The organism is Actinacidiphila yanglinensis (genome assembly GCF_900107965.1).
GTDB lineage: Bacteria > Actinomycetota > Actinomycetes > Streptomycetales > Streptomycetaceae > Actinacidiphila > Actinacidiphila yanglinensis.
On the sequence record NZ_FNVU01000011.1, the window covers coordinates 245,581 to 270,026 of the forward strand.

The 24,446-nt window shown below is 72.4% G+C and carries 19 protein-coding genes and 1 tRNA gene; 14 read left to right on the plus strand and 6 right to left on the minus strand.

The window, feature by feature from the left end; translation table 11 throughout:
• Window positions 1-79 precede the first annotated feature (79 nt).
• The 3 genes from C4U44_RS25065 (at window position 80) to C4U44_RS25075 (ending at window position 4,353) form a co-directional block, all read left to right on the plus strand.
• The gene (locus C4U44_RS25065) at window positions 80-1,144 is read left to right on the plus strand and encodes a phospholipase D-like domain-containing protein (RefSeq protein ID WP_103888248.1); all 1,065 of its coding nucleotides are present in this window, start codon (window positions 80-82) and stop codon (window positions 1,142-1,144) included.
• 312 nt (window positions 1,145-1,456) lie between these two features.
• Entirely contained in the window at window positions 1,457-2,248 is a 792-nt protein-coding gene (locus C4U44_RS25070; RefSeq protein WP_103888249.1) for an alpha/beta fold hydrolase, read from the plus strand.
• Between the two features lie 503 nt (window positions 2,249-2,751).
• On the plus strand, window positions 2,752-4,353 hold the full coding sequence (locus tag C4U44_RS25075; RefSeq protein ID WP_103888250.1) for an alpha-amylase family glycosyl hydrolase: 1,602 nt from the start codon (window positions 2,752-2,754) through the stop codon (window positions 4,351-4,353).
• Between the two features lie 77 nt (window positions 4,354-4,430).
• Here C4U44_RS25075 and C4U44_RS25080 read toward each other — a convergent pair whose 3' ends face one another.
• Window positions 4,431-5,537, minus strand: a complete 1,107-nt coding sequence (locus C4U44_RS25080; RefSeq protein ID WP_235032323.1) for a LacI family DNA-binding transcriptional regulator — start codon at window positions 5,535-5,537, stop codon at window positions 4,431-4,433.
• A 230-nt stretch (window positions 5,538-5,767) separates the two neighbouring features.
• Here C4U44_RS25080 and C4U44_RS25085 point away from each other — a divergent pair, with 230 nt between their 5' ends.
• From C4U44_RS25085 to C4U44_RS25110, 6 genes are read left to right on the plus strand one after another with little or no spacing between them, the layout of a single operon-like run.
• Window positions 5,768-7,420 (plus strand): ABC transporter substrate-binding protein, encoded by a 1,653-nt coding sequence (locus tag C4U44_RS25085; RefSeq protein ID WP_160145092.1) that lies wholly within the window; start codon window positions 5,768-5,770, stop codon window positions 7,418-7,420.
• Window positions 7,421-7,450: 30 nt separating this feature from the next.
• Window positions 7,451-8,431 carry an ABC transporter permease gene (locus C4U44_RS25090; protein WP_103888253.1) on the plus strand — a complete coding sequence of 327 codons (981 nt, stop codon included), beginning with the start codon at window positions 7,451-7,453 and terminating at the stop codon, window positions 8,429-8,431.
• 5 nt (window positions 8,432-8,436) lie between these two features.
• Window positions 8,437-9,369, plus strand: a complete 933-nt coding sequence (locus C4U44_RS25095) for an ABC transporter permease (RefSeq protein ID WP_103888303.1) — start codon at window positions 8,437-8,439, stop codon at window positions 9,367-9,369.
• Window positions 9,366-11,048: an ABC transporter ATP-binding protein gene (locus tag C4U44_RS25100; protein WP_103888254.1), complete on the plus strand. Its 1,683-nt coding sequence runs from the start codon at window positions 9,366-9,368 to the stop codon at window positions 11,046-11,048. Before C4U44_RS25095 ends, C4U44_RS25100 begins: the two co-directional genes overlap by 4 nt.
• Window positions 11,049-11,080: 32 nt before the next feature.
• Complete coding sequence (locus C4U44_RS25105) at window positions 11,081-11,983, plus strand: alpha/beta fold hydrolase (RefSeq protein WP_200823388.1); 903 nt, start codon at window positions 11,081-11,083, stop codon at window positions 11,981-11,983.
• A gap of 39 nt (window positions 11,984-12,022) precedes the next feature.
• Entirely contained in the window at window positions 12,023-13,201 is a 1,179-nt protein-coding gene (locus C4U44_RS25110; protein ID WP_103888256.1) for a glycoside hydrolase family 1 protein, read from the plus strand.
• 25 nt (window positions 13,202-13,226) lie between these two features.
• Here the strand turns inward: C4U44_RS25110 and C4U44_RS25115 are convergent, their stop codons facing one another.
• Window positions 13,227-13,745, minus strand: coding sequence for a sulfatase/phosphatase domain-containing protein (locus C4U44_RS25115; RefSeq protein ID WP_322973662.1), 519 nt, complete (start codon window positions 13,743-13,745; stop codon window positions 13,227-13,229).
• Between the two features lie 122 nt (window positions 13,746-13,867).
• On the opposite strand from C4U44_RS25115, the gene C4U44_RS25120 reads away from it, so the two are divergent.
• Complete coding sequence (locus C4U44_RS25120; protein WP_200823389.1) at window positions 13,868-14,257, plus strand: oligopeptide/dipeptide ABC transporter ATP-binding protein; 390 nt, start codon at window positions 13,868-13,870, stop codon at window positions 14,255-14,257.
• A gap of 35 nt (window positions 14,258-14,292) precedes the next feature.
• Here C4U44_RS25120 and C4U44_RS25125 read toward each other — a convergent pair whose 3' ends face one another.
• From C4U44_RS25125 to C4U44_RS25135, 3 genes are all read right to left on the minus strand, one after another.
• Complete coding sequence (locus C4U44_RS25125) at window positions 14,293-15,624, minus strand: MFS transporter (protein WP_235032325.1); 1,332 nt, start codon at window positions 15,622-15,624, stop codon at window positions 14,293-14,295.
• Window positions 15,621-16,298: an ArsR/SmtB family transcription factor gene (locus C4U44_RS25130; protein WP_103888259.1), complete on the minus strand. Its 678-nt coding sequence runs from the start codon at window positions 16,296-16,298 to the stop codon at window positions 15,621-15,623. The genes C4U44_RS25125 and C4U44_RS25130 overlap by 4 nt, the downstream gene beginning before the upstream one ends.
• Window positions 16,299-16,473: 175 nt before the next feature.
• Window positions 16,474-16,869, minus strand: coding sequence for a GNAT family N-acetyltransferase (locus tag C4U44_RS25135; protein ID WP_103888260.1), 396 nt, complete (start codon window positions 16,867-16,869; stop codon window positions 16,474-16,476).
• A 256-nt stretch (window positions 16,870-17,125) separates the two neighbouring features.
• On the opposite strand from C4U44_RS25135, the gene C4U44_RS25140 reads away from it, so the two are divergent.
• Window positions 17,126-19,357 (plus strand): ATP-binding protein, encoded by a 2,232-nt coding sequence (locus C4U44_RS25140; protein ID WP_235032326.1) that lies wholly within the window; start codon window positions 17,126-17,128, stop codon window positions 19,355-19,357.
• A 396-nt stretch (window positions 19,358-19,753) separates the two neighbouring features.
• Here the strand turns inward: C4U44_RS25140 and C4U44_RS25145 are convergent.
• Window positions 19,754-19,826: transfer RNA gene (locus C4U44_RS25145), tRNA-Arg, on the minus strand.
• Between the two features lie 328 nt (window positions 19,827-20,154).
• Between C4U44_RS25145 and C4U44_RS25150 the strand changes: the two genes are divergently transcribed.
• The 3 genes from C4U44_RS25150 to C4U44_RS25160 all read left to right on the plus strand — a co-directional run bounded on the left by C4U44_RS25150 (window position 20,155) and on the right by C4U44_RS25160 (window position 24,357).
• The gene (locus tag C4U44_RS25150) at window positions 20,155-21,795 is read left to right on the plus strand and encodes a dynamin family protein (RefSeq protein ID WP_103888261.1); all 1,641 of its coding nucleotides are present in this window, start codon (window positions 20,155-20,157) and stop codon (window positions 21,793-21,795) included.
• A 4-nt stretch (window positions 21,796-21,799) separates the two neighbouring features.
• Window positions 21,800-23,797 (plus strand): dynamin family protein, encoded by a 1,998-nt coding sequence (locus C4U44_RS25155; protein ID WP_103888262.1) that lies wholly within the window; start codon window positions 21,800-21,802, stop codon window positions 23,795-23,797.
• 125 nt (window positions 23,798-23,922) lie between these two features.
• Entirely contained in the window at window positions 23,923-24,357 is a 435-nt protein-coding gene (locus C4U44_RS25160) for a single-stranded DNA-binding protein (RefSeq protein WP_103888263.1), read from the plus strand.
• Window positions 24,358-24,446: the final 89 nt, after the last annotated feature.

Consider the following 24,446-nt stretch of genomic DNA (forward strand, 5'->3'; position numbering starts at 1 on the left):
TCGCCTGGGCTGTGCGGATCACCCCGAGGGCACGTGATGTCCTGGACATGTCACATCGGACCCCACTCGCGAGGTGCGCATGTCCCGCCTGCACATCCGTCCCGCCTGCCTGCTCGCGGCCGCCGCGCTGGTCGCGGGATCAGGTGCCACCGCCGGTGCTGCCACCGCGGCCGTCGCCGCCACGACCACCACGACGACCGCGGCCGGCGCCGCCCGCCCCGTTGCCGTCGCCCCCTCCGCGGTCACGTACACCCTCGTGACCGAGCCGGCCGCCGGCTACGGCGCCATCTACGACCTCATCGGCTCGGCGACCACCAGCATCGACCTGACGATGTACGAGCTCACCGACACCACCGCCGAGCACGACCTCGCCGCCGCCGCGGCCCGCGGGGTGACGGTCCGGGTGATCCTCGACCAGAACCTGGAGAAGTCGAACAACACCGCGGCGTACACCTACCTCAACGCCAACGGGGTGCCGACCCACTGGGCTTCGACCACCTACGCCGCCACCCACCAGAAGACCCTCACGGTCGACGGCGCCACCACCGCCATCATGAGCGGCAACCTCACCAGCCAGTACTACTCCACCAGCCGCGACTTCGCCGTCATCGAGAACAACTCCCTGGACGTCAAGGCGATAGAGAAGGTCTTCGCCGCCGACTACGCCGGCACCGCGATCACCCCCACCGACGGCGACCACCTGGTGTGGAGCCCCACCGACGCCCAGTCGAAGATCCTGGCGATCATCAACGGCGCCACCGCCAGCCTGTCGGTGGAGAACGAGGAGATGGGCTACGCCACCGTCACCACCGCGCTGGAGAACGCCGCCAAGCGCGGGGTGAACGTCGAGGTCACCATGACCAACGACGACAACGAGTACGCCAGCGAGTTCGACGCCCTCACGGCCGCCGGCGTCCATGTCCGCACCTACGCCTACACCGCGTCCCTCTACATCCACGCGAAGGCGATCGTCGCCGACTACGGCACCAGCGCCGCCACCGTCGACGTCGGCTCCCAGAACTTCTCCAGCGCCTCCCTCAACAAGAACCGCGAACTCGGCTTCATCACCACCTCCGCGACGATCATCTCCGGCATCAACACCGCGCTCGCCTCCGACTACGCCGGCGGCACCACCTGGAGCTGACCGCCCCGCCCGGCCGGGTCCCGGTCGGCCTGCACTCGCGCGGCTCGAACCCGGCCCGCCTGGACAACTCGGCAGGCCGGGGGAGGAGTCGGCCCCCTGCGCCAGGAGCCAGCCCGCCCCCGCCGTTCCGCCCGGCCCCCGACCCCGCCTGTAGAGTGCCGCAGGCCCATCCGTACGCGCTCGCGGCCGTCGAACGGGAGCGGCGGACTCACCGGGAGTACGGCCCTGAGCGCGGCCCGAAGTACGGCCCGAGGTGCGGTCGGGCGATGGCCGGGTGAGGACCTGAAGGACCGGGACAGGAGCTGATGCGCGATGCCCACCGCCGACATCGACGGGATACCCGTGCACTACGAGGTGACGGGCGCGGGACCGAGGCTGCTGTTCCTCAACGGCTCCGGCGGCACCATCGCCGAGGCCGAACTCCTGATCATGCAGCTGACCGACGACTTCGAGGTGGCGGCCTTCGACCAGCGCGGCATGGGCCGATCCGGCCCGGCCGCCGGCCCGTACGGTATGGCCGAACTCGCGGCGGACGCGGTGGCGCTCGCGGACCACCTCGGCTGGGAGCGGTTCCGCCTGCTCGGCTTCAGCTTCGGCGGGATGGTCGCCCAGGAAGTGGCCGTCACGCACCCCGAACGGGTCGAACGGCTGGCGCTGCTCTGCACGTCGGCCGGGGGCAGTGGCGGCGCGTCGTTCCCGCTGCACACCCTGGGCCAACTCCCCGCGGGTGAAAGGGAAAGCCGCTACGCGCGTCTCCTCGACGCCCGCTTCACCGCCGAGTGGCTGGCCGTCCACCACGGCGACCGCGCCCTCGTCGCGGGGATGAGCGGGCGGCTCGCCGCCGACAAGCCGGCCGCGGTCCGGCAGGGCGAGGAGCTCCAACTGCGGGCCCGGGCCGCGCACGACGCGTACGACCGGCTCGATGGCGTCGCCTGCCCCACGCTGGTGGCGGCCGGGCGCCACGACGGCATCGCGCCGGTCGGCAACAGCGAGGCCCTCGCCCGTGCGATACCGGACGCCGAACTGCGGCTCTTCGAGGGCGGGCACCTCTTCCCCTTCCAGGACGCCACCGCGTTGCCGGCGGTCCTCGACTTCCTGCGATGACCTGGCCACCGGGCCGGCCCGGAACCCGGGGACGCTCCTTGTATGCGCTTACATATGCGCGTACGATCGCAGCTCGACGAGAGGACTTCCCCGGTGCCGAAAACCGGACCGCCCGGACCGCCCGGCCCCGGCTTCGGCTCCCGGTTCCGGCCTCACGCCGGAAGCCCCGGAGGCCCACGCCGCCCGCTTCGTTCCCGCGAAGCCTGCCGGCGGACCTCGTCACCCGGCCGGCATCCGGGGCCCCCGCACGCGGAGCCGTCGCCGGGCCGGCCCGACAACGGCGCAGCAGCACAAGAGCACAACGGGTACATGGGGGAACGGCTCGGCGAGCCCGACCGGCGAACGGCACAACGGCGAACGACTCGACACACAGCCGGGCGCCGGGTCGACGTCCCACGGGGGCACCCGCACCGACAACCCTCCCCGCACCCCGGCAACACCCGGCCGGCACCGAACAACACCCCAACCCCACAGGCAACGGACAACGGAAAGACAAGGCAACCGTGAGCGCACATCGAAACCCGCCGTCCTGGCTCTCCGAGGCCGTGCTGTACCAGATCTATCCGGCTTCCTTCGCCGACTCCGACGGCGACGGCATCGGCGACCTGCGCGGGGTGCGCGACCACCTCGACCACCTGGCCTGGCTCGGTGTCGACACGCTCTGGCTCAGCCCCTGCTTCGCGTCGACCTTCGGCGACGGCGGCTACGACATCACCGACTACCTCACCATCGCGCCCCGCTACGGCACCAACGAGGACGCCGACGCGCTCGTCGAGGAGGCCCGCAGCCGCGGCATGCGGGTCATGCTCGACCTCGTCCCCGGGCACACCTCCCACCAGCACCCCTGGTTCCTGGAGTCGGTGCGGAACCCGGACGACCACCGCTACATCTGGTCCGACCGCATCGCCTCCCCGATGCGCAGCTGGATCCCCAACCACGCCGAGCGCGGCGGCTACTACCTGGCCAACTTCTATCCCATCCAGCCCGCCCTCAACTTCGGCTACGCCCGGATGGATCCGGTCGAGCCCTGGCGGCAGCCGGTGAGCGCGGAGGGTCCCCAGGCGAACCGCGCCGCGCTGCGCGAGATCATGGGCCACTGGTTCGACCGGGGCGTGTCCGGGTTCCGGGTCGACATGGCCGCCTCCCTGGTCAAGGACGACCCCGGGCTGGTCGAGACGAGCCGGCTCTGGGGTGAGATGCGCGACTGGATCGACCGGGCCCACCCGGGATGCATCCTGCTGTCCGAGTGGGGCGACCCCAAGACCGCCGTGCCCGCCGGGTTCCACGCGGACTTCTTCCTCCACTTCACCGGACCCGCGCTGCGCTCCCTGTGGGACAACGGCACCGGGAGCCAGGGGCCGTGGGCCGACGGCCGGCCCTGCTACTTCGACCCCGAGGGACAGGGTTCGATGGGGACCTTCCTGGACGCCTGGCAGGAGGCCGACGAGGCGATCGACGGCGCCGGACACGTCGCGCTGCCCACCGCCAACCACGACTTCTCCCGGCTGACCTGCGGACCCCGCACCCGGGACATGGTCGCGCCCGCCTTTGCCTTCCAGCTCACCTGGCCGTCGCTGCCGGTCATCTACTACGGCGACGAGATCGGCATGCGCTATGTCCCGGGTCTCCCGGACAAGGAGGGCAGCCAGCTCGACTCCGAGGCCCGCCAGGGCTCCCGCACGCCCATGCAGTGGGACGACTCGGCCAACGCCGGGTTCTCCACCGCGAGCCCGGACCGGTGCTACCTGCCGGTGGACCCGGACGAGGACCGGCCCACCGTGGCCGCGGCCCGGGCCGACGAGGACTCGCTCTTGCACCACGTCCGGCGGCTGATCGCGCTGCGCAAGGAGACCCCCGCCCTCGGAGCCGGCGGCACGGTGCGGGTGCTGCACCGCGACTACCCCTTCGTCTACCTCCGGGGCGACCGCCACCTCGTGGTCGTCAACGGGCGCCGCGAGCCGGCGACGGCACCGTTCCCCGGCAGCGGCTCGGCCCCCCGGCCGCTCGCCGTCCACGGCGTCGAGGTGACCGCATCCGGCATCACGGCCGCGGGGTTCTCCTACGGCATCTTCGAACTCGCCCCGGACGCCGGGGGAGTGCTCTGAGGGTGGCGTAGGGCCAGGCACGGACTCCGGTCCCGGGTGCGGCTGCCTCGGCCGCATCCGGGACGGGCGCGGCTGCCTCAGCCGCGCCGGGGCGCCGGAACCGGCTCGGCGCAGCCGCAGCTCGCCCGGAGCACCAGCGAGACCGGCAGGACCACGGGCCGGGGATCGCGCTGCGGTGCGGCGATGCGGTCCACGAGGAGGGCGACCGCCTCCTCGCCGATCCGCCGGCTGGGCTGGCGCACGGTGGTCAGCGGCGGGTGGGCCATCGCCCCGAGGGGGATGCCGTCGAAGCCGGTCACCGCGATGTCCTGCGGGACGCGGACGCCGTGCGCCGCGAACTCCTCCAGCGCGCCCACCGCCATCTGGTCGTTGGCCAGCAGCAGGGCCTGGGGCAGGCCGGGCGTCGGCCCGCCGCCCGCGACGAGGGTCCGGGCGGCCTCGCGGCCGGCGGTGCGGGTCAGGGCGCCGCGCAGGGTGGGCTCGGGCGGCACCGGGAGGCCCGCGTCGCGGCAGGCGTCCTGGTAGCCGAGGAAGCGCTCCTCGGCGTCGGGGGAGTCCGCGGGGCCGCCGACGAAGGCCAGGTCGGTGAGGCCGTGGTCGGTGATCAGATGGCGGGTCAACTCCCGTTGCCCGTCGCGGTTGTCGACCTGCACGTTGTCGAGGTGGCCGAGCTCGGCCGGCCCTGCCAGGGTGACCACCGGCATGCGGCGGGAGACCGTCTCCAGGTCCTTGGCGTCGACGGTGCGGGACATGACGGCGAACCCGTCGACGTGCCCGGCCAGGGTGGCGACCAGGTTCGTCGGACCGTCGCGCAGCGAGGCGGCGATCAGCAGGGCGTAGCCGCGGCTGCGGGCCGCGCGCTCCATGCCGCGGATGATGTGGTCGGCGTAGAGGGTGGCGGCGTTCTCGTCACCGTCGCCCGGGGTGTCCGTCTCGGGGTCGGTGTAGTCGGGGAAGCACAGGCCGAGGATGCCGGTGGTCCTGCTGGCCAGCCCGCGTGCGCTGCCGCTGGGCACGTAGCCGAGCTCCCGGGCGGCGGCGAGCACCTTCTCCCGGGTGGGGGCGCGGACCGCGTCCGGGGAGCGGTAGACGCGGGACACCGTGGCGATGGACACCCGCGCGCGCTCGGCCACGTCGTAGACCGTCGGCGTGCCCGTCTCCGGTTTCCGGGCTGCAGTGACCACCTGGTGCTCCTCCTGTTCCTGTATGCGCGTACACGCTGGGGCACACCGTACCTTTCCGCGCCGGGACATCGGCCGGAGCGCAGCCGAATCGCAACCCGGAGGACTTCCGCGGTTCACAGGCCGGGAGGCTTGCGGAAATGAAATGTATGCGCATACAGTGCCGAAGGCGCAGGCAGGAGCCTGTACCCCTCCCCTCCCGGGGGGCCTCGACGGAGAGGATCAAGCTCACCATGACGCGTGCCAGCGGGAGGCGACTGAGGGCCGCCGCCGCCTTCGGGGCGGCGACCATACTCGTCGCCACCGGATGTTCGGTCTCGGTCAAGTCCGGTACCTCGAACGTCGGCCCCACCACCCTGCTGGTCGGTGGCGCGGACAGCGGCACGCCGGCTCTCTTCAAGAACTTCAACCCGTTCTCGCCGAACAAGCGCAACCTGACGACCTGGATGTACGAGCCGCTGGAGGTCGTCAACAACCTCAACAGCGCGGAGACGCCGTTCCTGGCCACCGGCTACACCCAGCCGAACGCCGAGACGGTCGACTTCACCATCCGGCAGGGCGTGAAGTGGTCGGACGGCAAGCCGTTCACGCCGGCGGACGTGGCCTTCACCTTCGACCTGCTGCGGGCCCACCCCGCGCTGGACGTCAATGGTGACTGGCAGCACATCCGGTCGCTGTCCGTGTCGGGCGACCACGTGGTGTTCCACCTCAAGAGCGCCGACGTCCCCGCGGCGAAGGTCATCGAGCAGACCCTGATCGTCCCGGAGCACACCTGGCGCGACGTCAAGGACCCGGTGACGTACACCAACCCGGACCCCGTGGTCACCGGCCCCTATACGCTGGACCACTTCACGCCCAACCAGTACACCCTCGCCAAGAACGAGAAGTACTGGCAGGCGGACAAGGTCGCGGTGCAGAAGATCGTCGTCCCCGGGTCCAGCTCCGACCTGGCCATCGCCACGCAGGGCTACGACTGGGCGTACTCCTTCTTCCCGAACGTGGACAACACCTGGGTGAAGGCGGACAAGCAGCACAACAGCTACTGGTTCCCGCCGGGCGGCATCGTCGGGCTGCTGCCCAACCTCACCAAGGCGCCGTTCGACAACCTGGACTTCCGCGAGGGCCTGTCGCTGGGGCTGGACCGCCAGCAGATCGCCGACAAGGCCGAGCAGGGCTACGTGAAGGCGGCCAGCCAGACCGGGCTGCTGCTGCCCAACGAGAAGTCCTCGCTCAACCCCTCCATCCCGGACCAGGGCATGGTGTCCCAGAACACCACCGCCGCCTACGCGCACTTCGCCAAGGCCGGTTACACCCGGAAGGGCGGCAAGCTCGTCGACCGCGCGGGCAAGCCGCTGACGGTGACCCTGACCACGCCGGACGGCTGGGCGGACTGGCTGCAGGGCGCGCAGGAGATCATCGAGCAGCTGCGCGGGCTGGGCATCACGGTCAAGCTCGACAAGCCGCAACCGGCGTCCTACCAGCAGGACCTGCAGAACGGCGACTTCGACCTGGCGCTGGGCACCGTCGGCGGCTCGGGCTCGCTCTTCCAGGACTACAACAACCTGCTGAACTCGGACTTCAAGAAGCCGGTGGGCAAGTCCACCGCATCCAACTACCAACGCTACGGCGACCCGGCGACCGACGCGCTGCTGGACAAGCTCAAGACCACCAGCGACCCGACCGAGCAGCGGCAGCTCACCGACCAGCTCCAGAACGTGGTGTACCAGCAGCTGCCGGTCCTCTCGCTCTTCTACGGCGGCCTGTGGGGCCTGTCCAGCGACAAGAAGTTCACCGGCTGGCCCAGCCAGAAGAATCCCTATGCGTCATTGATGACCTGGGGTTCCACCCCGCTTCTGGTGATGACGCATCTGCGGTTGGCGAAGTAGGCGACCGCGGAAGGACGAGGAGAACCCCTCATGCGCTACATCCTGCGCAAGTTCGGGCTGCTGCTGCTCACCTTGTGGGCCGCGGTCACGCTCAACTACGCGCTTCCCCGGCTGATGCCGGGCTCGCCGGCCGACGCGGCCGTCGCGAAGCTCTCGCAGAACGGACCGGTGGCCCCGTCCACCCGTGCCGCGATCGAGGCCCAACTGGGCGTGCCGACCGGCAGTTGGTGGCACCAGTACACGCAGTACCTGGACAACGTCGTCCACCTGCGGTTCGGGGTGTCCTACACCTTCTTCCCGCAGTCGGTGTCGAGCATGGTGGGCCAGGCGCTGCCCTGGACCCTGGTGATGGTCGGCCTGGTGACGGTGCTCGCCTTCGTCGTCGGCTCGCTGATCGGCGTGGCCGCGGCGTGGCGGCGCGGTACCTGGCTGGACTCGCTGCCCACCCTGTCCGGCGCGTTCCTCGCGGCGTTCCCCTACTTCTGGACGGCGCTGCTGCTGGTCTTCTTCGTGGGGTACGTCTTCGGCTGGTTCCCGACCTCGGGGGCGTACTCGGCCGACGCGGTGCCGAACCTGTCGTTCGGCTTCGTCGGCGACTCGCTGTACCACGCGGTGCTGCCGGCCCTGACGATCCTGATCACCTCCCTGGGCGGCTGGATCCTCGGCATGCGCAACACCATGATCGGCACCATCGGCGAGGACTACGTGACCTTCGCCGAGGCGAACGGCCTGCGCGGCCGCACCGTCGCCCTGCGTTACGCGGCGCGCAACGCGCTGCTCCCCAACCTCACCGGCTTCGGCATGGCGCTGGGCGGTGTGGTCGGCGGCTCGCTGCTGGTCGAGCAGGTCTTCAACTACCCCGGCGTCGGCCACCTGCTCTACAGCGCGGTGACCAACCACGACTACCCGCTGATGCAGGCGCTCTTCCTGATGATCACGGTGTGCGTGCTGGTCGCGAACTTCATCGTGGACGTCCTCTACGGCGTCCTGGACCCCCGGACCAGGCGGTGACCGAGATGACCTCCCTCCCTGCGAACCCGCCGTCGCCCACCGTGCCCGCGGCACCCGTGCGTACGGGCGCCCTGCGCGCACTCCAGGTCTTCGGCCGCTCCTTCGGCACCGTGTGGAGCAACGGCAAGGCCCGTGTGGGCCTGGTGATCCTCGCCGTCTTCGTCCTGGTGGCGATCTTCGCGCCGGTGCTCGCGCCGTACTCCCCGCACGCCAACGACTTCACCCCCGACGCCGGAGGCAGCTCCGCCCACCTCCTCGGCACGACCGGCGCCGGCGAGGACGTGCTGTCCCAACTCCTCTACGGGGCCCGGGTGTCGATCGTGGTCGGTTTCGTCGCCGGCGGCCTGTCCACGCTGGTCGCGGTGGCGGTCGGACTGTCCTGGGGCTACCTGCGGAACTGGCTCGGCGAGGTGGTCAACTTCGTCGTCAACCTCTTCCTGGTGGTGCCGGGGCTGCCCCTGATGATCATCATCGCGGCCTACCTGCAGAACGGCGGGCTGCCGGTGATCGTGCTGGTGGTCGTGATCACCGGCTGGGCCTGGGGAGCGCGGGTGCTGCGGGCGCAGACCCAGTCGCTGCGCAGCCGGGACTTCGTCACCGCTGCGCTGTTCAGCGGGGAGAGCGCGAGCCGGGTGGTGTTCCGGGAGATCCTCCCCAACATGACCTCGATGATCGCCGGTTCGTTCTTCGGCGCGGCCACCGCCGCGGTGCTGGCCGAGTCCGGGCTGTCCTTCCTCGGGCTGGGCGACCCCTTCACGGTCAGCTGGGGCTCGATGCTCTACTGGGCGCAGAACTCCAACGCCCTCCTCACCGGCCAGTGGGTCCTGCTGTTCGCCCCGGGGCTGTGCGTCGCGCTGCTGGCCACCGCGATGACCCTGGTCAACTTCGGCGTCGACGGGCTCAGCAACCCGCGGCTGCGGGAAGGAAACGGACGATGAGCCTCCTCGACGTCAAGAACCTCAGCGTCGTCTACGAGCCGCGCGGCGCCGAGCCGACCATGGCGGTCAAGGACGCCTCCTTCCGTATCGAGGAGGGCGAGTTCGTCGGCCTGGTCGGCGAGTCGGGATCGGGGAAGTCCACGCTGGGCTTCGCGCTGACCCGGCTGGCCAAGCCCCCCGCGCGGATCGCCGGCGGCCGGATCCTCTTCGACGGGACGGACGTCGCCGCCCTGGACTCCGAGCAGTTGCGCCGGCAGCGGCACGGCGGCTTCGCCATGGTCCTGCAGTCCGGGATGAACGCGCTCAACCCGGTGCGCACCGTCGGCCACCACTTCGCGGACATCTTCGCCGCCCACGGCCATGTGCCGCGGCAACGGCGCCGCAGCCGTGCGGTGGAACTGCTGGAGAAGGTCGAGCTGACCGGCGCCGTCCTCGACCGCTACCCGGGAGAGCTCTCGGGCGGCATGCGGCAACGCGTCTCCATCGCCCTGGCGCTGTCCCTCGAACCCCGGCTGATGGTCTTCGACGAGCCCACCACGGCGCTCGACGTGATGGTCCAGCACGCGGTGATGCGCACCATCCGGGAGCTGCAGGAGCGCGAGGGCTTCACCGCGGTCCTGATCAGCCACGACCTGGGAGTGGTGCTGGAGTCCACGGCCCGGGTGATGGTGATGAAGGACGGCGTCATCGTCGAGGACGCTCCCTCCCGGGAGATCTTCGAGCGGCCTCAGCACGCCTACACCCGTACGCTGCTGGGCCACTACGCCGACCCGCGCGCCGAAGTGGTGGAGCTGCCCGGGCTGCCCGCGGACGGGCGCAGGACGGCGCCGGCGGGCGGCGGCCGCGGCCGCGCGGCCGCCCAGGCCGCGATCGTGGTGGAGGACGTCAGCCGGGTCTACCCGGGGCGGCGGCGCGGGGACACCCCGGTGGCCGCCGTGCGGGAGGTCTCCTTCCGCCTGGAGCCGGGCCAGTCGATGGCCCTGGTCGGCCAGAGCGGCTCGGGGAAGTCCACCCTGGCGAAGCTGATCACCGGCGTGGAGCAGCCCAGCAGCGGCACGATCTCCTTCGGCGACCTGCGGGTGGACCGGCTGCGCCGCAGGAAGCTGCACAAGCTGCACGCCGACGTCCAGATGGTCTTCCAGGACCCGTACGCCGCGCTCAACCCGCTGCACACCGTCGAGTACGCGCTGACCCGTCCGGTGGTCAACTTCACCGGGCGCAGCGGCGCCGACGCCCGCCGGCGGGTGCTCGAACTGCTGGAGATCGTGGGGCTGACCCCCGTCGAGCAGTTCGCCGCCCGGCTGCCGCACGAGCTGTCCGGCGGCCAGCGCCAGCGGGTGGTCATCGCCCGCGCCCTGGCGGCCGATCCGCAGGTGCTGATCGCCGACGAGCCGGTCTCCATGCTCGACGTGTCGCTGCGGGCCGGCGTCCTGGCCCTGCTCAGGGACCTGCGGGAGGACTTCGGCGTCTCGCTGCTCTACATCACCCACGACCTGCTGTCCGCGCGGATGGTCACCGACCGGATCATGGTGCTCCACGAGGGCCGGGTGGTGGAGTCCGGGCCGACCGCGCAGGTCCTGCGGTTCCCCGAGCACGACTACACCACCCGGCTGCTGGACTCCCTGCCGCAGCCGGCCCGCCGCTTCGCGGCCGCGGGCTCCGACGGGGACGCGGCATGAGCGGGGCGGACCACGTGAGTGCGGTAAACGGCGTGAGCGGGGAGGCAGCGGCCCGGGTCCGTCCGGGCCGGCGGTTCGGCGCCCTTCCGGTGCCGGCGGGGGTCGAGAACCTCGAACTGGAGCTTCCGGTCGGGGTCCTGACGGCCTTGCGGGCGCCCGCCCGGGGCGCCGCCCACGGCACCGCGCTGCTGGTCCCCGGGTTCACCGGCTCCAAGGAGGACTTCCTCCCGCTGCTGCCGCGGCTCGCCGAACGCGGCTGGGACGCCTGGGCGTTCAGCCAGCGCGGGCAGGCCGACTCGGCGGCCCCGGCCGGTGAGAGGCACTACACCCTGGACGACTTCGCCGGTGACGTGCTCCATGCCGCCGCGCTCGTCGCCGAGGTGACCGGCCGGACCCGAACCCACCTGCTCGGCCACAGTTTCGGCGGGACGGTCGCCCGGGCGGCCGCGATCCGGGGAGGCCGCGAGACCTTCGCGGACCTGACCATGCTCTGCTCGGGCCCGCACGGCTGGCCGGGCCGCAAGGCCGACGAGGAGGCCAGGCTGCGCGCCGCCGGGCCGCACGCCGACCTGTGGACTCTCGACCACCCCGAACAGGCCGCGGCGGCAGCCCCGCAGGACCCCGACCCGCTCAGCGCGACCGACCGGTTCCTGCGCGAACGCTCCCTGCGCACCAGCAGGGACGGCCTGCTGGGCGCCATCGCCGTCCTCGCCGACCCGGCCGACTCCACACCCCTGCTGGCCGCCACGGCACTGCCCGTCCTGGTGGCGCACGGGGAGCGCGACAACGCCTGGCCCCAGGAATGGCAGCGGGTGATGGCCGAGCGTCTCGGCGCGCGCTACGAGGTCATCCCCGGGGCCGCCCATCTGCCCAACGAGGAGAACCCGGTCGCCACCGCGCACCTGCTCTCCGACTTCTGGTCGCACACCCGCTGACCAGGCGTCATCCTGCTCCTATCTGAACGAGGTCCTTCCGTGCTGCACTTCCCCGACGGTTTCCTGTGGGGCGCCGCCACCGCCGCCCACCAGATCGAGGGAAACAACGTCAACAACGACTGGTGGCCGCGCGAGCACGCGCCCGGCACCAGCATCGTCGAGCCCTCCGGTGACGCCTGCGACAGCTACCACCGCTTCCGCGAGGACATGACCCTGCTGCGCGACGCGGGCCTGGACACCTACCGGTTCAGCCTCGAGTGGAGCCGGATCGAGCCGGAGGAGGGCATGGTCTCCCGTGCCGCGGTCGACCACTACCGCCGCATGGTCGACACCGCCCTCGAGCTGGGCATCACCCCGATGGTGACGCTGATGCACTTCACCGTCCCGCGGTGGTTCGCGCAGGACGGCATGTGGCGCAGCCCCAAGGCGGCGGACCGCTTCGCGCGGTTCACCGAGCTGGCCCTGCCGGTCCTGGGCAACGAGGTGACGTGGGTCTGCACGATCAACGAGCCCAACATCGCGGCGATGCTCGCCGGCGCCGACGACCCGGCGAACCTGGTCGCCTACGGCCTCCCCGCGCCGGACCTCCAGGTCGCCGACACGCTGCTGGAGTGCCACCGCCGCTCGCGCGAGGTCCTCTCCGGCGTGGGCGGGGTCCGCTCGGGCTGGACCGTCGCCACCCAGGCGTTCCAGGCCGAACCGGGTTGCGAGGAGGTGGCGCACCGGTACGGCTACCAGCGCGACGACTGGTACCTGGAGGCGGCACGCGGCGACGACTGGGTGGGCGTGCAGGCGTACACCCGGACGATCATCGGTCCGGACGGCCCGCGGCAGGTGCCCGAGGGCGTCGAGACCACACTGACCGGGTGGGAGTACTACCCCCGGGCACTGGAACTCGGGGTGCGCAGCGCCTGGGAGAAGGCCGGCGGCACCCCGGTCTTCGTGACCGAGAACGGCATGGCCACGGACGACGACGCCCGGCGGATCGACTACACCCGGGACGCGCTCGCCGGCCTGCACGCGGCCGTCCAGGACGGCGTGCGGGTGGAGGGCTACCTGCACTGGAGCCTGCTGGACAACTACGAGTGGGCGTCCGGCTACCGGCCCACCTTCGGCCTGGTCGCCGTGGACCGGGAGACCTTCGTGCGCACGCCGAAGCCGTCCCTGGCCTGGCTCGGCTCCGTCGCGCGCGCGGGCGGCCTCGACCCGCAGGCGTGATCCCCGCCGGGTGAACCGCCGCTGGTCACCTCGGACGTGCCCCGGAGGCGGGCGGCTGGTGGCCGAAGCGCGCGTCGGCCAGGTCGAAACCGTGCACCGGGGGGTCGACCAGCCGCTGCGGATGGGTCCATTCGGCGGCCGGGTCGATCCGGGCCGGCGGCTCACCCGCCTCCTCCATCCGCGCGAGCAGCCGCTCACGCAGCCCGTCGGCCAGCTCCCGGTTGGAGGCGAGGCCGTTCAGGTGGTCGCGCTCGTACGGGTCGTGGTCGAGGTCGTACAGCGCCGACTCCACGTACCGGCTCGCCGCGGGATCGTCCCACGGGTCGGTGTCCGGGGCAGTGACGTGGTACTTCCAGCGTGACGTGCGGATGCTCCGGCCGCACTCCGCCTCGCTGATCTGGATGAAGGACTCCTGCGGCCAGGGCGCGCCCGGGTCGGCGACGAGCGGCAGGAACGAGCGGCCCTGCAGCCGGTCCGGCACCTCGATACCCGCCGCGTCCCGCAGGGTCGGCGGCAGGTCGATGGTGGAGACGGGGGCCTCGATCCGCCGCCCGCCGCCCGCCGTCGAAGCCGGGGCCGCGCACCGCGAGCGGCCCCCGGACCGATCCGTCGACGCGGGCGACCCGGTCGTGCTGCCCGGCCTCGCTCATCGAGCCGCACCACCCGGTGCTGGGCACCCCGCTGCACCCGTACACCTGCAGTCTGATCGGCTCGGTGCCCGAACCCGTCCGGACCGGGGCCGGGCGCCGGGCCGAACCCCCGGCCCTGATCGGTGACCTGCCGAGCCCGCTGGACCCGCCGGGCGGCTGCCGTTTCCACCCGCGCTGCCCGATCGGCCCGCGGCGACCCGAGGGCCGCGAGGGCCGTGAGCGGTGCGTGGACGAGGCGCCGGTGCTGCGGGAGGTTCTGCCCGGGTGGGCGGCGGCATGCCACTTCGCGGAGGAGCTGCTCGCGGGGACGGGTACGGGCGGCGTCGCGGAAGGGGACGCGGTGGACGGGGGCGCGGCTGAACGTGAGGGTGGGCCGGGGACGGCCGGGCCCACTGCGGACTGCTGACGACGCGGAGGCGGGCGCGTCCGCCTGACGTGCGCTCAGGCGGACGGTGTCGGGACGTCCTCTGCGGCGGCCGAGCGGGTCCCGGCCTCGACGGCGGCCGCGGCGTCGCCAGGTGCAGATACCCGCCGTCCTTCGGCTTCGGCCATCGCCGCGTCGATCCGCCGGTTGCTGGTCATCGGCGCGGTGAGCACGGCCATGACCAGCAGGATGCCTGAGCCTGCCAGGAAGGGGGAGCGGGTTCCGGCGACGTGCGCCAGCCAGCCGCCGACCAGCGCGCCGAAGGGCCCGGCGCTCAGCGCGGTCAGCCGCGAGGCCGCGCCGACCCTCCCCATCAACTCGTCCGGCACGATGGCCTGCCGGACGGAGGGCCCCAGCGTCATCGTGGCGCCCATCGCCGCTCCGAGGACGGCGAACCCGCCCGCCGCGTAGAACGCGTTGGCCGACAGGCCGACGAAGAGGAGCGACGCCGCCTCGACGACCGCGGTGAGCGTCAGCGTGCCACCGGTGCCCAGGCGGGACGCCGTCCAGCCGGCCGCGAACGTACCGCCCAGGCCGCCGATCGCCTCGGCGGTGAGGAACGTGCCGTAGCCGGCCGTGCCCAGGTGCAGCGTGTTGTGCGCGTAGAGGGCGAGCACCGCGCCGATGCCGCAGAACGCGAAGTTCCCGACCGCCGGGCGGAGCGCGAGTCCGAGCAGGACCTTGTGGTGGAAGAGGTAGCGGGCGCCGGCCCACGCCTCGGCGAGGAGCGGTGTCCTGGGGCGGGCCGGCTTCTTCGGGCGAGCGGGCAGGCTCCGGATCACCAGGGCGCTGAACAGGAAGGAGACGGCGTCGACCGCGAAGGGGACGGCGCGGCTCAGCGTGAACAGCAGGCTGCCTGCGGGCGGACCGGCGAACCCGTCCAGGGCGCGCTGCGTGCCCTGGAGGCGGGAGTTGGCCCGGTTCAGGGCGTCGGGATCACGGTCCAGGAGTTCCGGCACGTAGGCCATCGCTGCGGTGTCGAACAGCACCCCGCCGATCCCGAGCAGGAAGCCGACCGCGATGAGCACGCCGATGTCCAGGACGCCGCCGGCGACCGCGATGGTGGCGATCACCAGGAGCGCGCCGCGGCACAGGTCCGCGATCGCCATGGTGCGGCGCCGGTCCCAGCGGTCGACCAGGGCGCCGCCGATCAGCCCGAACAGCAGCCACGGCAGGAGGGTGACGGCCTCCATCACACCGAAGATGACGGGGTTGCGCGTCAGGGTGAGGGCGAGCAGGGGCAGGGCCGAGTAGTAGATGCCGTCGCCCAGCGAGGAGACCGCGGACGCGGCCCATATCCGCTGGAACGTGCCGGGCAGCCCGGCCTGGCGGCTGCGAAGTGTGGTCATGAGCCGGCCTCTTCCTTCCCGCGTCCGGTGGTGGTGCGCCGCGTGCACGGCGTGGTGCGCGGGGACTTCGCGCCCTGCGGCGGGGAGTCCTCGGTGGCGCCGGACGGGGGCTCGGTCGCGGGTGCGCCGGTTTCCGGGCGGGTGTCCTGCGGCCGGTAGAGCACGGAGAAGAGGTCGGCGGCCGGTTGCCGGGGGTCGTTGAGCGCGACCAACTCGGCGTGCAGGGCGTCCAGTTTCTCGACGGCGGTCGCGAAGTCCTCCGGGCTCAGCCGCAGGTGCCGCAGCCGCATGTCCGTGTGCTCGGGTTCGGGGGAGGACTCGACGTCGGCCAGGGCGTGCCGCATGAGGAACTCGGGCTGCCCGGGGCTGGATTCCGGCAGCTGGATCGTCTTGCCGGCCATGCCGTAGTAGAGCTCGTTGACGCCCCGCACCTTCCGGGTGTCCACCACGGAGATCAGACCGGCCTTGGCGAGCACCTTGACGTGGTAGTTGGAGCTGCCCTTGGCGATGGCGAGGCGGGCCGCGATCTGGGTGACCGTGGCGGGCCCCTCCCGCAGCACCCGGAGGATCCGGTGGCGCACGAGGCTGCCGACGGCGTGCAACTGCTGATCGGTCTCGACGTGGACGACGTCCTCGCTCGGACCGCCGGAGGAGGCGGGGGGTTCGGATGGCATGGGTCAATGGTCAAGATATGTTGACCATTTGTCAACGGGTGCGGGTGGGCAAGGCCAACCGGATCCCCGTGGGCGGGAGATGGACGGTGCGGAGGGGGTGTCGTCGGTGGTGGTGGCCCTTCCTTCCTGCCGGGCCGGCGGGTTCCTGAATCGGGGGCCGGCGGTCAGAGGGCGGTCAGAGGGCGATCAGCCCGGCCGCCGTCTCCCGGAAGCCGCACGCGCCGAAGTAGAAGGCACGCAGGTGCGGTTCGAAGTCGACGTGCAGCCACTCGCACCCGGCGGCCCGGCATCCCTCGGTGGCCCTCTCGACCAGCGCGGCACCCACCCCGTGCGTACGCGCGTCCCGCGCGACCACCGTGTCCAGGAGGAAGGCGTGGACGCCGCCGTCCCAGGCGACGTTGACGAAACCGACCGGACGCCGGCCGTCCCTGGCAACGACCCAGCCGAGGCTGTGCCGTTGAAGCCGTGTACGCCAGTCGGTCCGCTGGACGGGCCCGCCGAACCCCTCGGCATGCAGTTCGTTGAGGGCCGTGTTGTCGACGTCGCCTCGCCACTCGTACGTGATGGTCATGGCGAGAACCTAGCGAGCGGGTCGGGGCGAGGGCGTCGAGCGAGGCCGGCGTTCTTCGCAAACGAGACCACTGGCGCCCGGCCCGCCCGCCGCGCCGAGCTCGCCTGCTCGCTCGCGGGGAACGGGCTGATCCACGGGCGGACATAATTGAGCGTTCAAACCACTAAATGCTACGTTTGGGGCATTGGTCGGAAGCGCTGACCAGTGGCCGCGTCTTTCGTCGGCACGCACGCCGGACCGTGTCGCGGAGGTGGGAATGGGAGTGGGCCAGGGCATGCTCGGCCCGCTGCTGCGCGAGGCGCGGCAGCGTTCGCTGCTGACGCTGGAGGGCCTGGCCGAGGCGTCCGGAGTGAGCGTGCGGGCCATCAGCGACATGGAGCGCGGCAAGCGGCTGCCGCGTCAGTCGACGCTGAACGAGTTGCTGGACGCCCTGGAACTCGGCGAGGACGAGCGGCGGCGGATGGTGCAGGCGTCCGCCCGGCCCGTCGTCCGAACGCCGCAGCAACTGCCACCGGACCTGGCGGTCTTCCGTGGCCGCGAGGGCGCGCTGGCCACCGTCCGCGCCTTCAGCGCGCTGGCGGCCGGGCAGGCCGTGGTCTGCGTGATCGGCGGCATGGCGGGGGTGGGCAAGACCGCGATGGCGGTGCACTGGGCGCATCAGGTGGCCGACCGTTTCCCCGACGGCCAGCTGTACGTGAACCTCCGCGGGTACGAGGACACCGGCAGCCCCCTGGATCCGGGCGAGGCTCTCGGCGGTTTCCTGGCCGCGCTGGGGGTGCCCAGCAACGAGATTCCCCGCCACACCGAGCAGCGCAGCGCACTGTTCCGGGAGCGGACCGCGTCCCGGCAACTCGTCGTGGTCCTGGACAACGCGCGCGACGCCGAGCAGGTCAGGCCGCTGCTCCCGGCGGCGGTCGGGTGCCTGACCATCGTCACCTCCCGCAACCAGCTCTCCGGCCTGGTGGCGACCGAGGGTGCCTCGCTGATCAGCCTGGACGCGTGGACGCCGGCCGAGTCCCTGGCCGGGCTGGCGGCCAGGATCGGCGAGCGGCGCTGCGCGGCGGAGGCCGACGCGGCCGCCGAACTCGTCGAGCTGTGCGGCTTCCTCCCACTTGCCGTCGCCATCGTCGGCGCGCAACTGACCGCGGCGCCGGGGATGCTGCTGCGGGTCGGCGTCCGCGAGCTGCGCGAGACCCGGCCGAGGCTGGACGCTCTGGCGGCCGACGACCGCCGGGTTGACGTGCGTGCCGTCTTCTCCTGGTCCTACCGCGCACTCACGGCCGAGGCCCAGCGGTTCTTCCGGTACCTGAGCGTCCACCCCGGCCCCGCGCTGACCGCCGAGGCCGCCGCCTGCCTGGGGGAGACGGCGATGGCCACGGCACGCCGGCACCTGCGCGAGCTGACCTCCGCAAGCCTGCTGTCCCGCGACGCCGACGGTCGCTACGTCCTGCACGACCTCGTACGCGCCTACGGCGTGGAGCTCATGGAGCGTGAGGGGGATGACCGGGTGGGCGCCGAGACCCGGCTCCTGGACTACCTGAGGCACAACGCCCACGTGAGCAACCGGTTCCTGTGGGACTACCCGTCCGGACTGCCGGATGTCCCGGTGCCGGGCGTGGTGTCCGTCGCGGTCGACAACCGCGAGGAGGCCCTGGAGTGGTACCGCCAGGAGGAGTCGACGGCCGCCGCCGCGCTGCGCTCCCTGGAGGGGCCGCGCCTGCTGCGCCACCGCGTCGACCTGGCCCTGGAGTGGAAGCGCTACAACGAACTGGCCGGCCGCTGGGCGGAGGAGATCGCCGCCCAGCGCCTCGCCCTCGACGACCCCGCCGCCATCACCGGCGTCTGCTACGAGCTGGCCCGGGCGGCGACGGTCGGACCGGGCCACGCCGACGAGGCCGACGAGGCGATCGCGCTCATGCTCAGGCACCGGCCGCGGCTCCCTCGCGAGCAGCAGGCCCGCGTCGAGCAGCGCGCCTGCACGGTGCGCGACCACCAAGGACGCCACGTCGAGGCCCTGCAGCACGCCCGGAACTCGCTGGCGATCGCCCGCGACCTCGGCCAGCCCACCGAGGTCGCCCGCGGCCTCGGCGCCGTGGCCTGGTTCCTGGCTCTGCTCGGCGAGTACGAGGAGGCCGTGGCCACGTGCGAGGAGGTGATCCCGCTCCAGCGCGAACTCGGCGACCGCGGTCCCGAGGCCGGGGCCTGGGACACGCTCGGATACGCCCGGCAGCGCCTCGGCGATCTCGACGCGGCGATCGCGAACTACCGCACCTCACTGGAGATCTGCCGGGAGATCCGGCTCGACTTCCACCGGGGCGAGGTGCTGGACCACCTCGCGTCCGCCCTGCTGCAACGCGGTGACGTCGAGCAGGCGCGCGGCACCTGGAACGAGGCCGCCGAACTGTTCACCGCCCTCCGCCCCGCACGGGCCGCGGAGGTCCGGGCCAAGGCGGAGGCACTGCAACCACCGCCTTCCGACCCGCACTGAGGCCATGGGCCGAGCAGGTCGCCATCGGCCCCGTCGCCCTTCGCGGAGCAGCGGCCGGCCGTGGTGAGCAGGGCGACAGACGGTGATCCCATGGGGCCTGCCGGCAGCCGCCCGGAGATCGCTGTTTTCAGCCAGGAAGAAGGGATGGCCCGGTTCCGCGCGGTGACCTGCCCACACATCCCCCTCCGCCCGCCCGGAAGGTCCGCCGATTTTCTGGCGTGGCGCTGACCTGCGACAACGCAGGATGAAGCGAGATCGGTCCATATCTCTGCCGTGGTGCCCTCGGCGGGACTCGAACCTGCGGCCAAGCGATGCGGGGGCGCTTGGCCGATTATTGCTGCGCTTCCATGGGCCCGACGGCCAGGGAAGGAGGATTCCCAGGCGGGAGGCTGTTTGTGCCCCCGGCAGGACTCGAACCTGCGGCCAAGCGCTTAGAAGGCGCCTGCTCTATCCACTGAGCTACGGGGGCCGGACAGTGGCCGCGGCTGTCTCCGCCCCTGGGTGGTTCCGTGACCTCGTACCGGGGTCAAGGATAGGGCGCCACATGCCTGCTGCCGGTTGCTTCACCCGCGTAACACGTTGTGGAGGTTCGGTGAAGCGGTCCGATAATCCCAGGTGGCCGAGGAAGCCGCATCGCTTTTGACGGGTCGAAATGCTGCCGTTGTGCACTCGTTATGCCGGTGGCTCATTCCGCCCCCTGGTCCCCATGTGCCCCATCGGGGCGTCGCGCGGTGTGAATAGGGCAAATCTGTCTGAATGGGCTTCGAAATCACGTCAATTTGGGGCATTGTGCCATTGTGGTGATCTTGGACGTACGGCCCGAACTGCTTGATGCGCTGTCCGCACTGCGTGATGGTGTCGACGCCGCACGCTTCCCCTTCCCACTACCCGGGGCCGCCCGGGCCCGCCAGGCCCGTCGGGAGCTTCTGACCCAGCTCGACGACTACCTCGTACCCCGGCTGAGGGCCCCGGAAGCCCCCCTCCTGGCGGTCGTCGGCGGCTCCACCGGGGCTGGGAAGTCCACGCTGGTCAACTCGCTGGTCGGCCGCCGGGTCAGCGCGTCCGGCGTGCTGCGGCCCACCACCCGCACCCCGGTGCTGGTCTGCCACCCGGAGGACCGCGCCTGGTTCGCCGACCCGAGAGTACTTCCGGGGCTGACCCGTACCTGGTCGGTGCGGCAGCGCTCCCGCGCCGACGAGGACGGCCAGGACCGCTCGGACGCCGACCGCCACGCACCGGAGCGCGCCGAACTCCGCCTGGAGGCCGACGACTCCCTCCCGCGCGGCCTCGCCCTCCTCGACGCACCCGACATCGACTCCCTGGTCACCCGCAACCGCGAGCTCGCCGCCGAACTCATCTGCGCCGCCGACATCTGGATCCTCGTCACCACCGCCTCCCGCTACGCGGACGCCCTCCCCTGGCACCTGCTGCGCGCCGCCAAGGAGTACGACGTCACCCTTGCCACCGTCCTCGACCGGGTGCCGCACCAGGTCGCCGACGACATCAGCCGGCACTACGCCGCCCTCCTGACCAAGGCCGGCCTCGGCGACGTGCCCCGCTTCACCGTTCCCGAACTGCCCGAGTCCGCGGCGGGAGCGGGACTGCTGCCCCAGACCACCGTCGCCGCGTTGCGCGCCTGGCTCGCCCACTGCGCCGAGGACCCGGCCGCCCGGCAGCACGCCGCCCGCCGCACCGCGGTCGGCACCCTCGACTCGCTGCGTGGCCGCCTGCCCGCCCTGGCTGCGGCCTCGGCGGCCCAGTACGCCGCCGCGCAACGGCTGGCCCGCGCTGCCGAGGACGCCTACGACCAGGCCGCGGTCCGGACCGCCGCGGCCGTGGACGCCGGAAGTTCCCTCGCCGGAGAGGCACTTGCCTACTGGGAGAGCTATCCGGCCTGCGGCACCGATGCCCTGCAGCGAGCCCTGGCGGAGGAGTTGGCCGCCTTGCTGCGGACCGAGACCGACGCCGCCGACGACCGGGTCACCGAGGCATGGCGTCGTGAACCGGCCGGCGCGGCCCTGCTCGACGATCCGGCCGCCCGGCCCGATCGCGACCGGGTGGCCGTCGCGGCCCGCATCGACAAGGGAGTGCGCCGCTGGCGGCGCGGGCTGGCCGAACTCGCCTACGCCGAGGCCAGGTCGGCCCGCGGTGCGGACCGGCCTGCCGCCGACCCGGAGGACGTCGCCGCCCTGCTGGCGACCGTGCTGCTCGGCGGCAGGGCGGGCAGCCCCGCGGGTGAGCGACTGGCCGAGACCCTCGGCGCCCAGGCGGCGGTCCGGCTGCGCGACGCCGCCCGTGACCTGCTCGACGACGCGGTGACAGGGCTGCTCTCGCGCGAGCGTGAGCGGCGGCTCGCGCCCGTCGACGGCTGCGACGTCACCGCCGGACAGCAGTCCTCCCTGATCGCCGCCCTGTCCGTACTACAGAAGGAGAGGTGATCCGGTGGCCACTAGCCCCTCGGCCCTGGACCTCCCGAACGCATCCGCCGAGCCGGCCCCGGCCGACCCGCTGACCGCGCGGGTCGACGCCCTCGGTGAACTGCTCGGCCTGTCCAGGACCCGGATCAGCCCCGACGACCTGGCCGAGAGCAGCGAACTGCTCGCCCGGGTCGGCGAGCGGCGGCGGCTGTCGCTCGACCACACCGTGGTCGCCCTGGCCGGGGCGACCGGCAGCGGCAAGTCCACGCTCTTCAACGCACTGACCGGACTCGAACTGTCCGCCACCGGCGTGCGCAGGCCCACCACCGCGCGACCGGTGTCCTGCGCCTGGCAGCCGGAGCGGGCGGCCGGACTGCTCGACCGGTTGGGCGTCGCCCCCCAGGACCGCTACGCCCGCTACGGGTTGCGGGACGTTCCGGCCCCGTCGTCCGGGCAGGCGCAGGCGCAGGCGGTGCACGGACACGTGCCGGAGATCGGCCACGGGCAGGAGCAGGCGAGGCTCCCGGAACAGGCGGAGTGCCCGCCCGACCGGTCCGACGTCCCTGCGGGCGCTTCCCACTGTTCAGTTGGCGACGTCGACGAGGCCGGCGCGGACCTCGTCGAGATCAAGGAACGGAGCCTCGACGGGCTGGTGCTGATCGACCTCCCCGACCACGACTCCGCCGCCCCCGGTCACCGCGAGCAGGTGGACCGCCTGCTGCGGCTGGTGGACGTCGTCGTCTGGGTGCTGGACCCGGAGAAGTACGCCGACGCGACCCTGCACGAGCGCTACCTGCGGCCTCTGGCGGGGCACGCCGATGTCACCGTGCTGGTGCTGAACCAGGTCGACCGTCTCCCGGGGGACACGGCCGACCTCGTCCTCGACGACCTGCGAGGGCTGCTCGACGAGGACGGTCTCGCGGTCGGTGAGCACGGCGAGGCGGGCGCCGTCGTGCTCGCCGCCTCCGCCCTCACCGGGCAGGGCGTGCCGGACCTGCGCGCCGTGCTCGCCCAGATCGTCGCGGAGCGAGCCGCTGCGGTACGGCGGCTGGCGGCGGACATGGACCGCACGGCGAGCGGGCTCCAGCCGCTCTACGTCGGCGAGGGCGGCGCCGGGCTCACCGATCCGGCGCGTGAGGAGTTCGTCGACCGGCTCGCGGACGCGGTAGGAGCGGCCGGCGCCGGTCAGTCGGCGGAGAAGGAATGGTCGAGTGCCGCGTGGGACGCCTGCGGCACTCCGTGGAGTCGGTTGTTGGGAGAACGGACCGGTTCCGCGGGCTGTTCCCGTTTCGTCCGCACAATGATCGGTTCACCCGGTTGGCGGACAAAGGGGCCTCGTCGGGCCGAAGTTCGGCCGACCGCACCGTCCAGAACCGAAAGGAGCGTTCTTCCCGCGACCCGGCCGACCGCCTCCCGCCCGGTGATCGACGAGGCCGTGCGGGGACTTTCCGCCGACGCGGCGCGCGGACTGCCCGTGCACTGGGCGAGAGCGGTGCGGGACGCGGCGCGGCGCGGCGGTGAGGGTCTGCCGGCGGCGCTCGACGCCGCGGCGGTCCGGGCCCGGCCGGGAACGCCGGAGCGCCCCGGCTGGTGGTCGGTGGCCGCGGCCGTGCAGTGGTTGCTGATGGCCCTCGCGCTGGCCGGAGTGGTCTGCCTGAGTGCGATCGCCTCGGGTTCGCTTGACATGTCCTGGTGGCCGCCGCTGGTGACGGTCGGGCTCGGCGGGCTCGGCGGTCCGCTGGTCTCCGGCACGTGCCGGCTCGCCGCGCGCGGGCCGGCCAGAAGATACGGACAGGCCGCCGAGCGCCGGCTGCGGGACGCGGCGGCCGACTGCGGCCGGGCCCGGGTCCTCGAACCCGTCGCCGCCGAGTTGATGCGGTACCGCGAGGTTCGCGAGCAGTTCGCGGTCGTCGCCGGCTCCGCGCCGGCCCTCGCCCGGCTCCGGTCGTCGGCGAGCGCATCGAGCCGGCGGGGCGAGGTGCCGGCGGGCGTCGGCAGCGGGTCGGATCGCTCGCCCGAGTGACGAAGTTATCCACATTGGGCGAGTTATCCACAGTTTGAGGATCTTTTCTCGGCGAGGGTCCGATTTCGCGCACGATTGTCTTGTCGCGTTCCGCAGGGGAGCGCGACGGACGAAAGGAACGTGCGATGAACGAGACCTTGGTGACCGTCGTGGGAAATGTCGCGACCGAGCCGGAGAGCCAGGTGACCGCCACCGGCCTGATCGTCACCCGGTTCCGCCTGGCCACCACCTCGCGCCGCTGGGACGCGGAGCGCGGTGCGTGGACCGACGGGGCCACGAGCTTCTACACCGTGCGCGCGTGGCGGAGCCTCGGGAGCAATGTGAAGGAGTCCGTCTGCCTCGGCGAACCTCTCGTCGTGCAGGGGCGGTTGAGGATCAGGCAGGACGAGAAGGACGGCAAGCGCTATCTCGGGGCGGAGCTCGAGGCGGTGGCGATCGGGCATGACCTGGCCCGGGGCGTGGCCCGGTTCACCCGCTCCGTCGGGGGCGGTGGAAGCGGCGCTGCCGCGCGGCCGGAAGTGCGGCCGGCGCAGCCGGAACTGACGGCGGCCGTGCCGTGAGGGGACGGGCGGATGAATATGCGCGGGCATGGGCGGCCTGAATTGCCTCGATGATTTATCGACAATGACGGAAACATGCACGGAGTGCA

Coding starts and splice junctions, on each gene's coding strand:
- C4U44_RS25135 (WP_103888260.1), bottom strand. CDS start 16,869: ATGACCATCACGTACGAGTGGCGAGGCGACGTCGACAACACGGCCCTC.
- C4U44_RS25140 (WP_235032326.1), top strand. CDS start 17,126: ATGGGAGTGGGCCAGGGCATGCTCGGCCCGCTGCTGCGCGAGGCGCGG.
- C4U44_RS25130 (WP_103888259.1), bottom strand. CDS start 16,298: ATGCCATCCGAACCCCCCGCCTCCTCCGGCGGTCCGAGCGAGGACGTC.
- C4U44_RS25065 (WP_103888248.1), top strand. CDS start 80: ATGTCCCGCCTGCACATCCGTCCCGCCTGCCTGCTCGCGGCCGCCGCG.
- C4U44_RS25160 (WP_103888263.1), top strand. CDS start 23,923: ATGAACGAGACCTTGGTGACCGTCGTGGGAAATGTCGCGACCGAGCCG.
- C4U44_RS25100 (WP_103888254.1), top strand. CDS start 9,366: ATGAGCCTCCTCGACGTCAAGAACCTCAGCGTCGTCTACGAGCCGCGC.
- C4U44_RS25070 (WP_103888249.1), top strand. CDS start 1,457: ATGCCCACCGCCGACATCGACGGGATACCCGTGCACTACGAGGTGACG.
- C4U44_RS25085 (WP_160145092.1), top strand. CDS start 5,768: ATGACGCGTGCCAGCGGGAGGCGACTGAGGGCCGCCGCCGCCTTCGGG.
- C4U44_RS25125 (WP_235032325.1), bottom strand. CDS start 15,624: ATGACCACACTTCGCAGCCGCCAGGCCGGGCTGCCCGGCACGTTCCAG.
- C4U44_RS25090 (WP_103888253.1), top strand. CDS start 7,451: ATGCGCTACATCCTGCGCAAGTTCGGGCTGCTGCTGCTCACCTTGTGG.
- C4U44_RS25095 (WP_103888303.1), top strand. CDS start 8,437: ATGACCTCCCTCCCTGCGAACCCGCCGTCGCCCACCGTGCCCGCGGCA.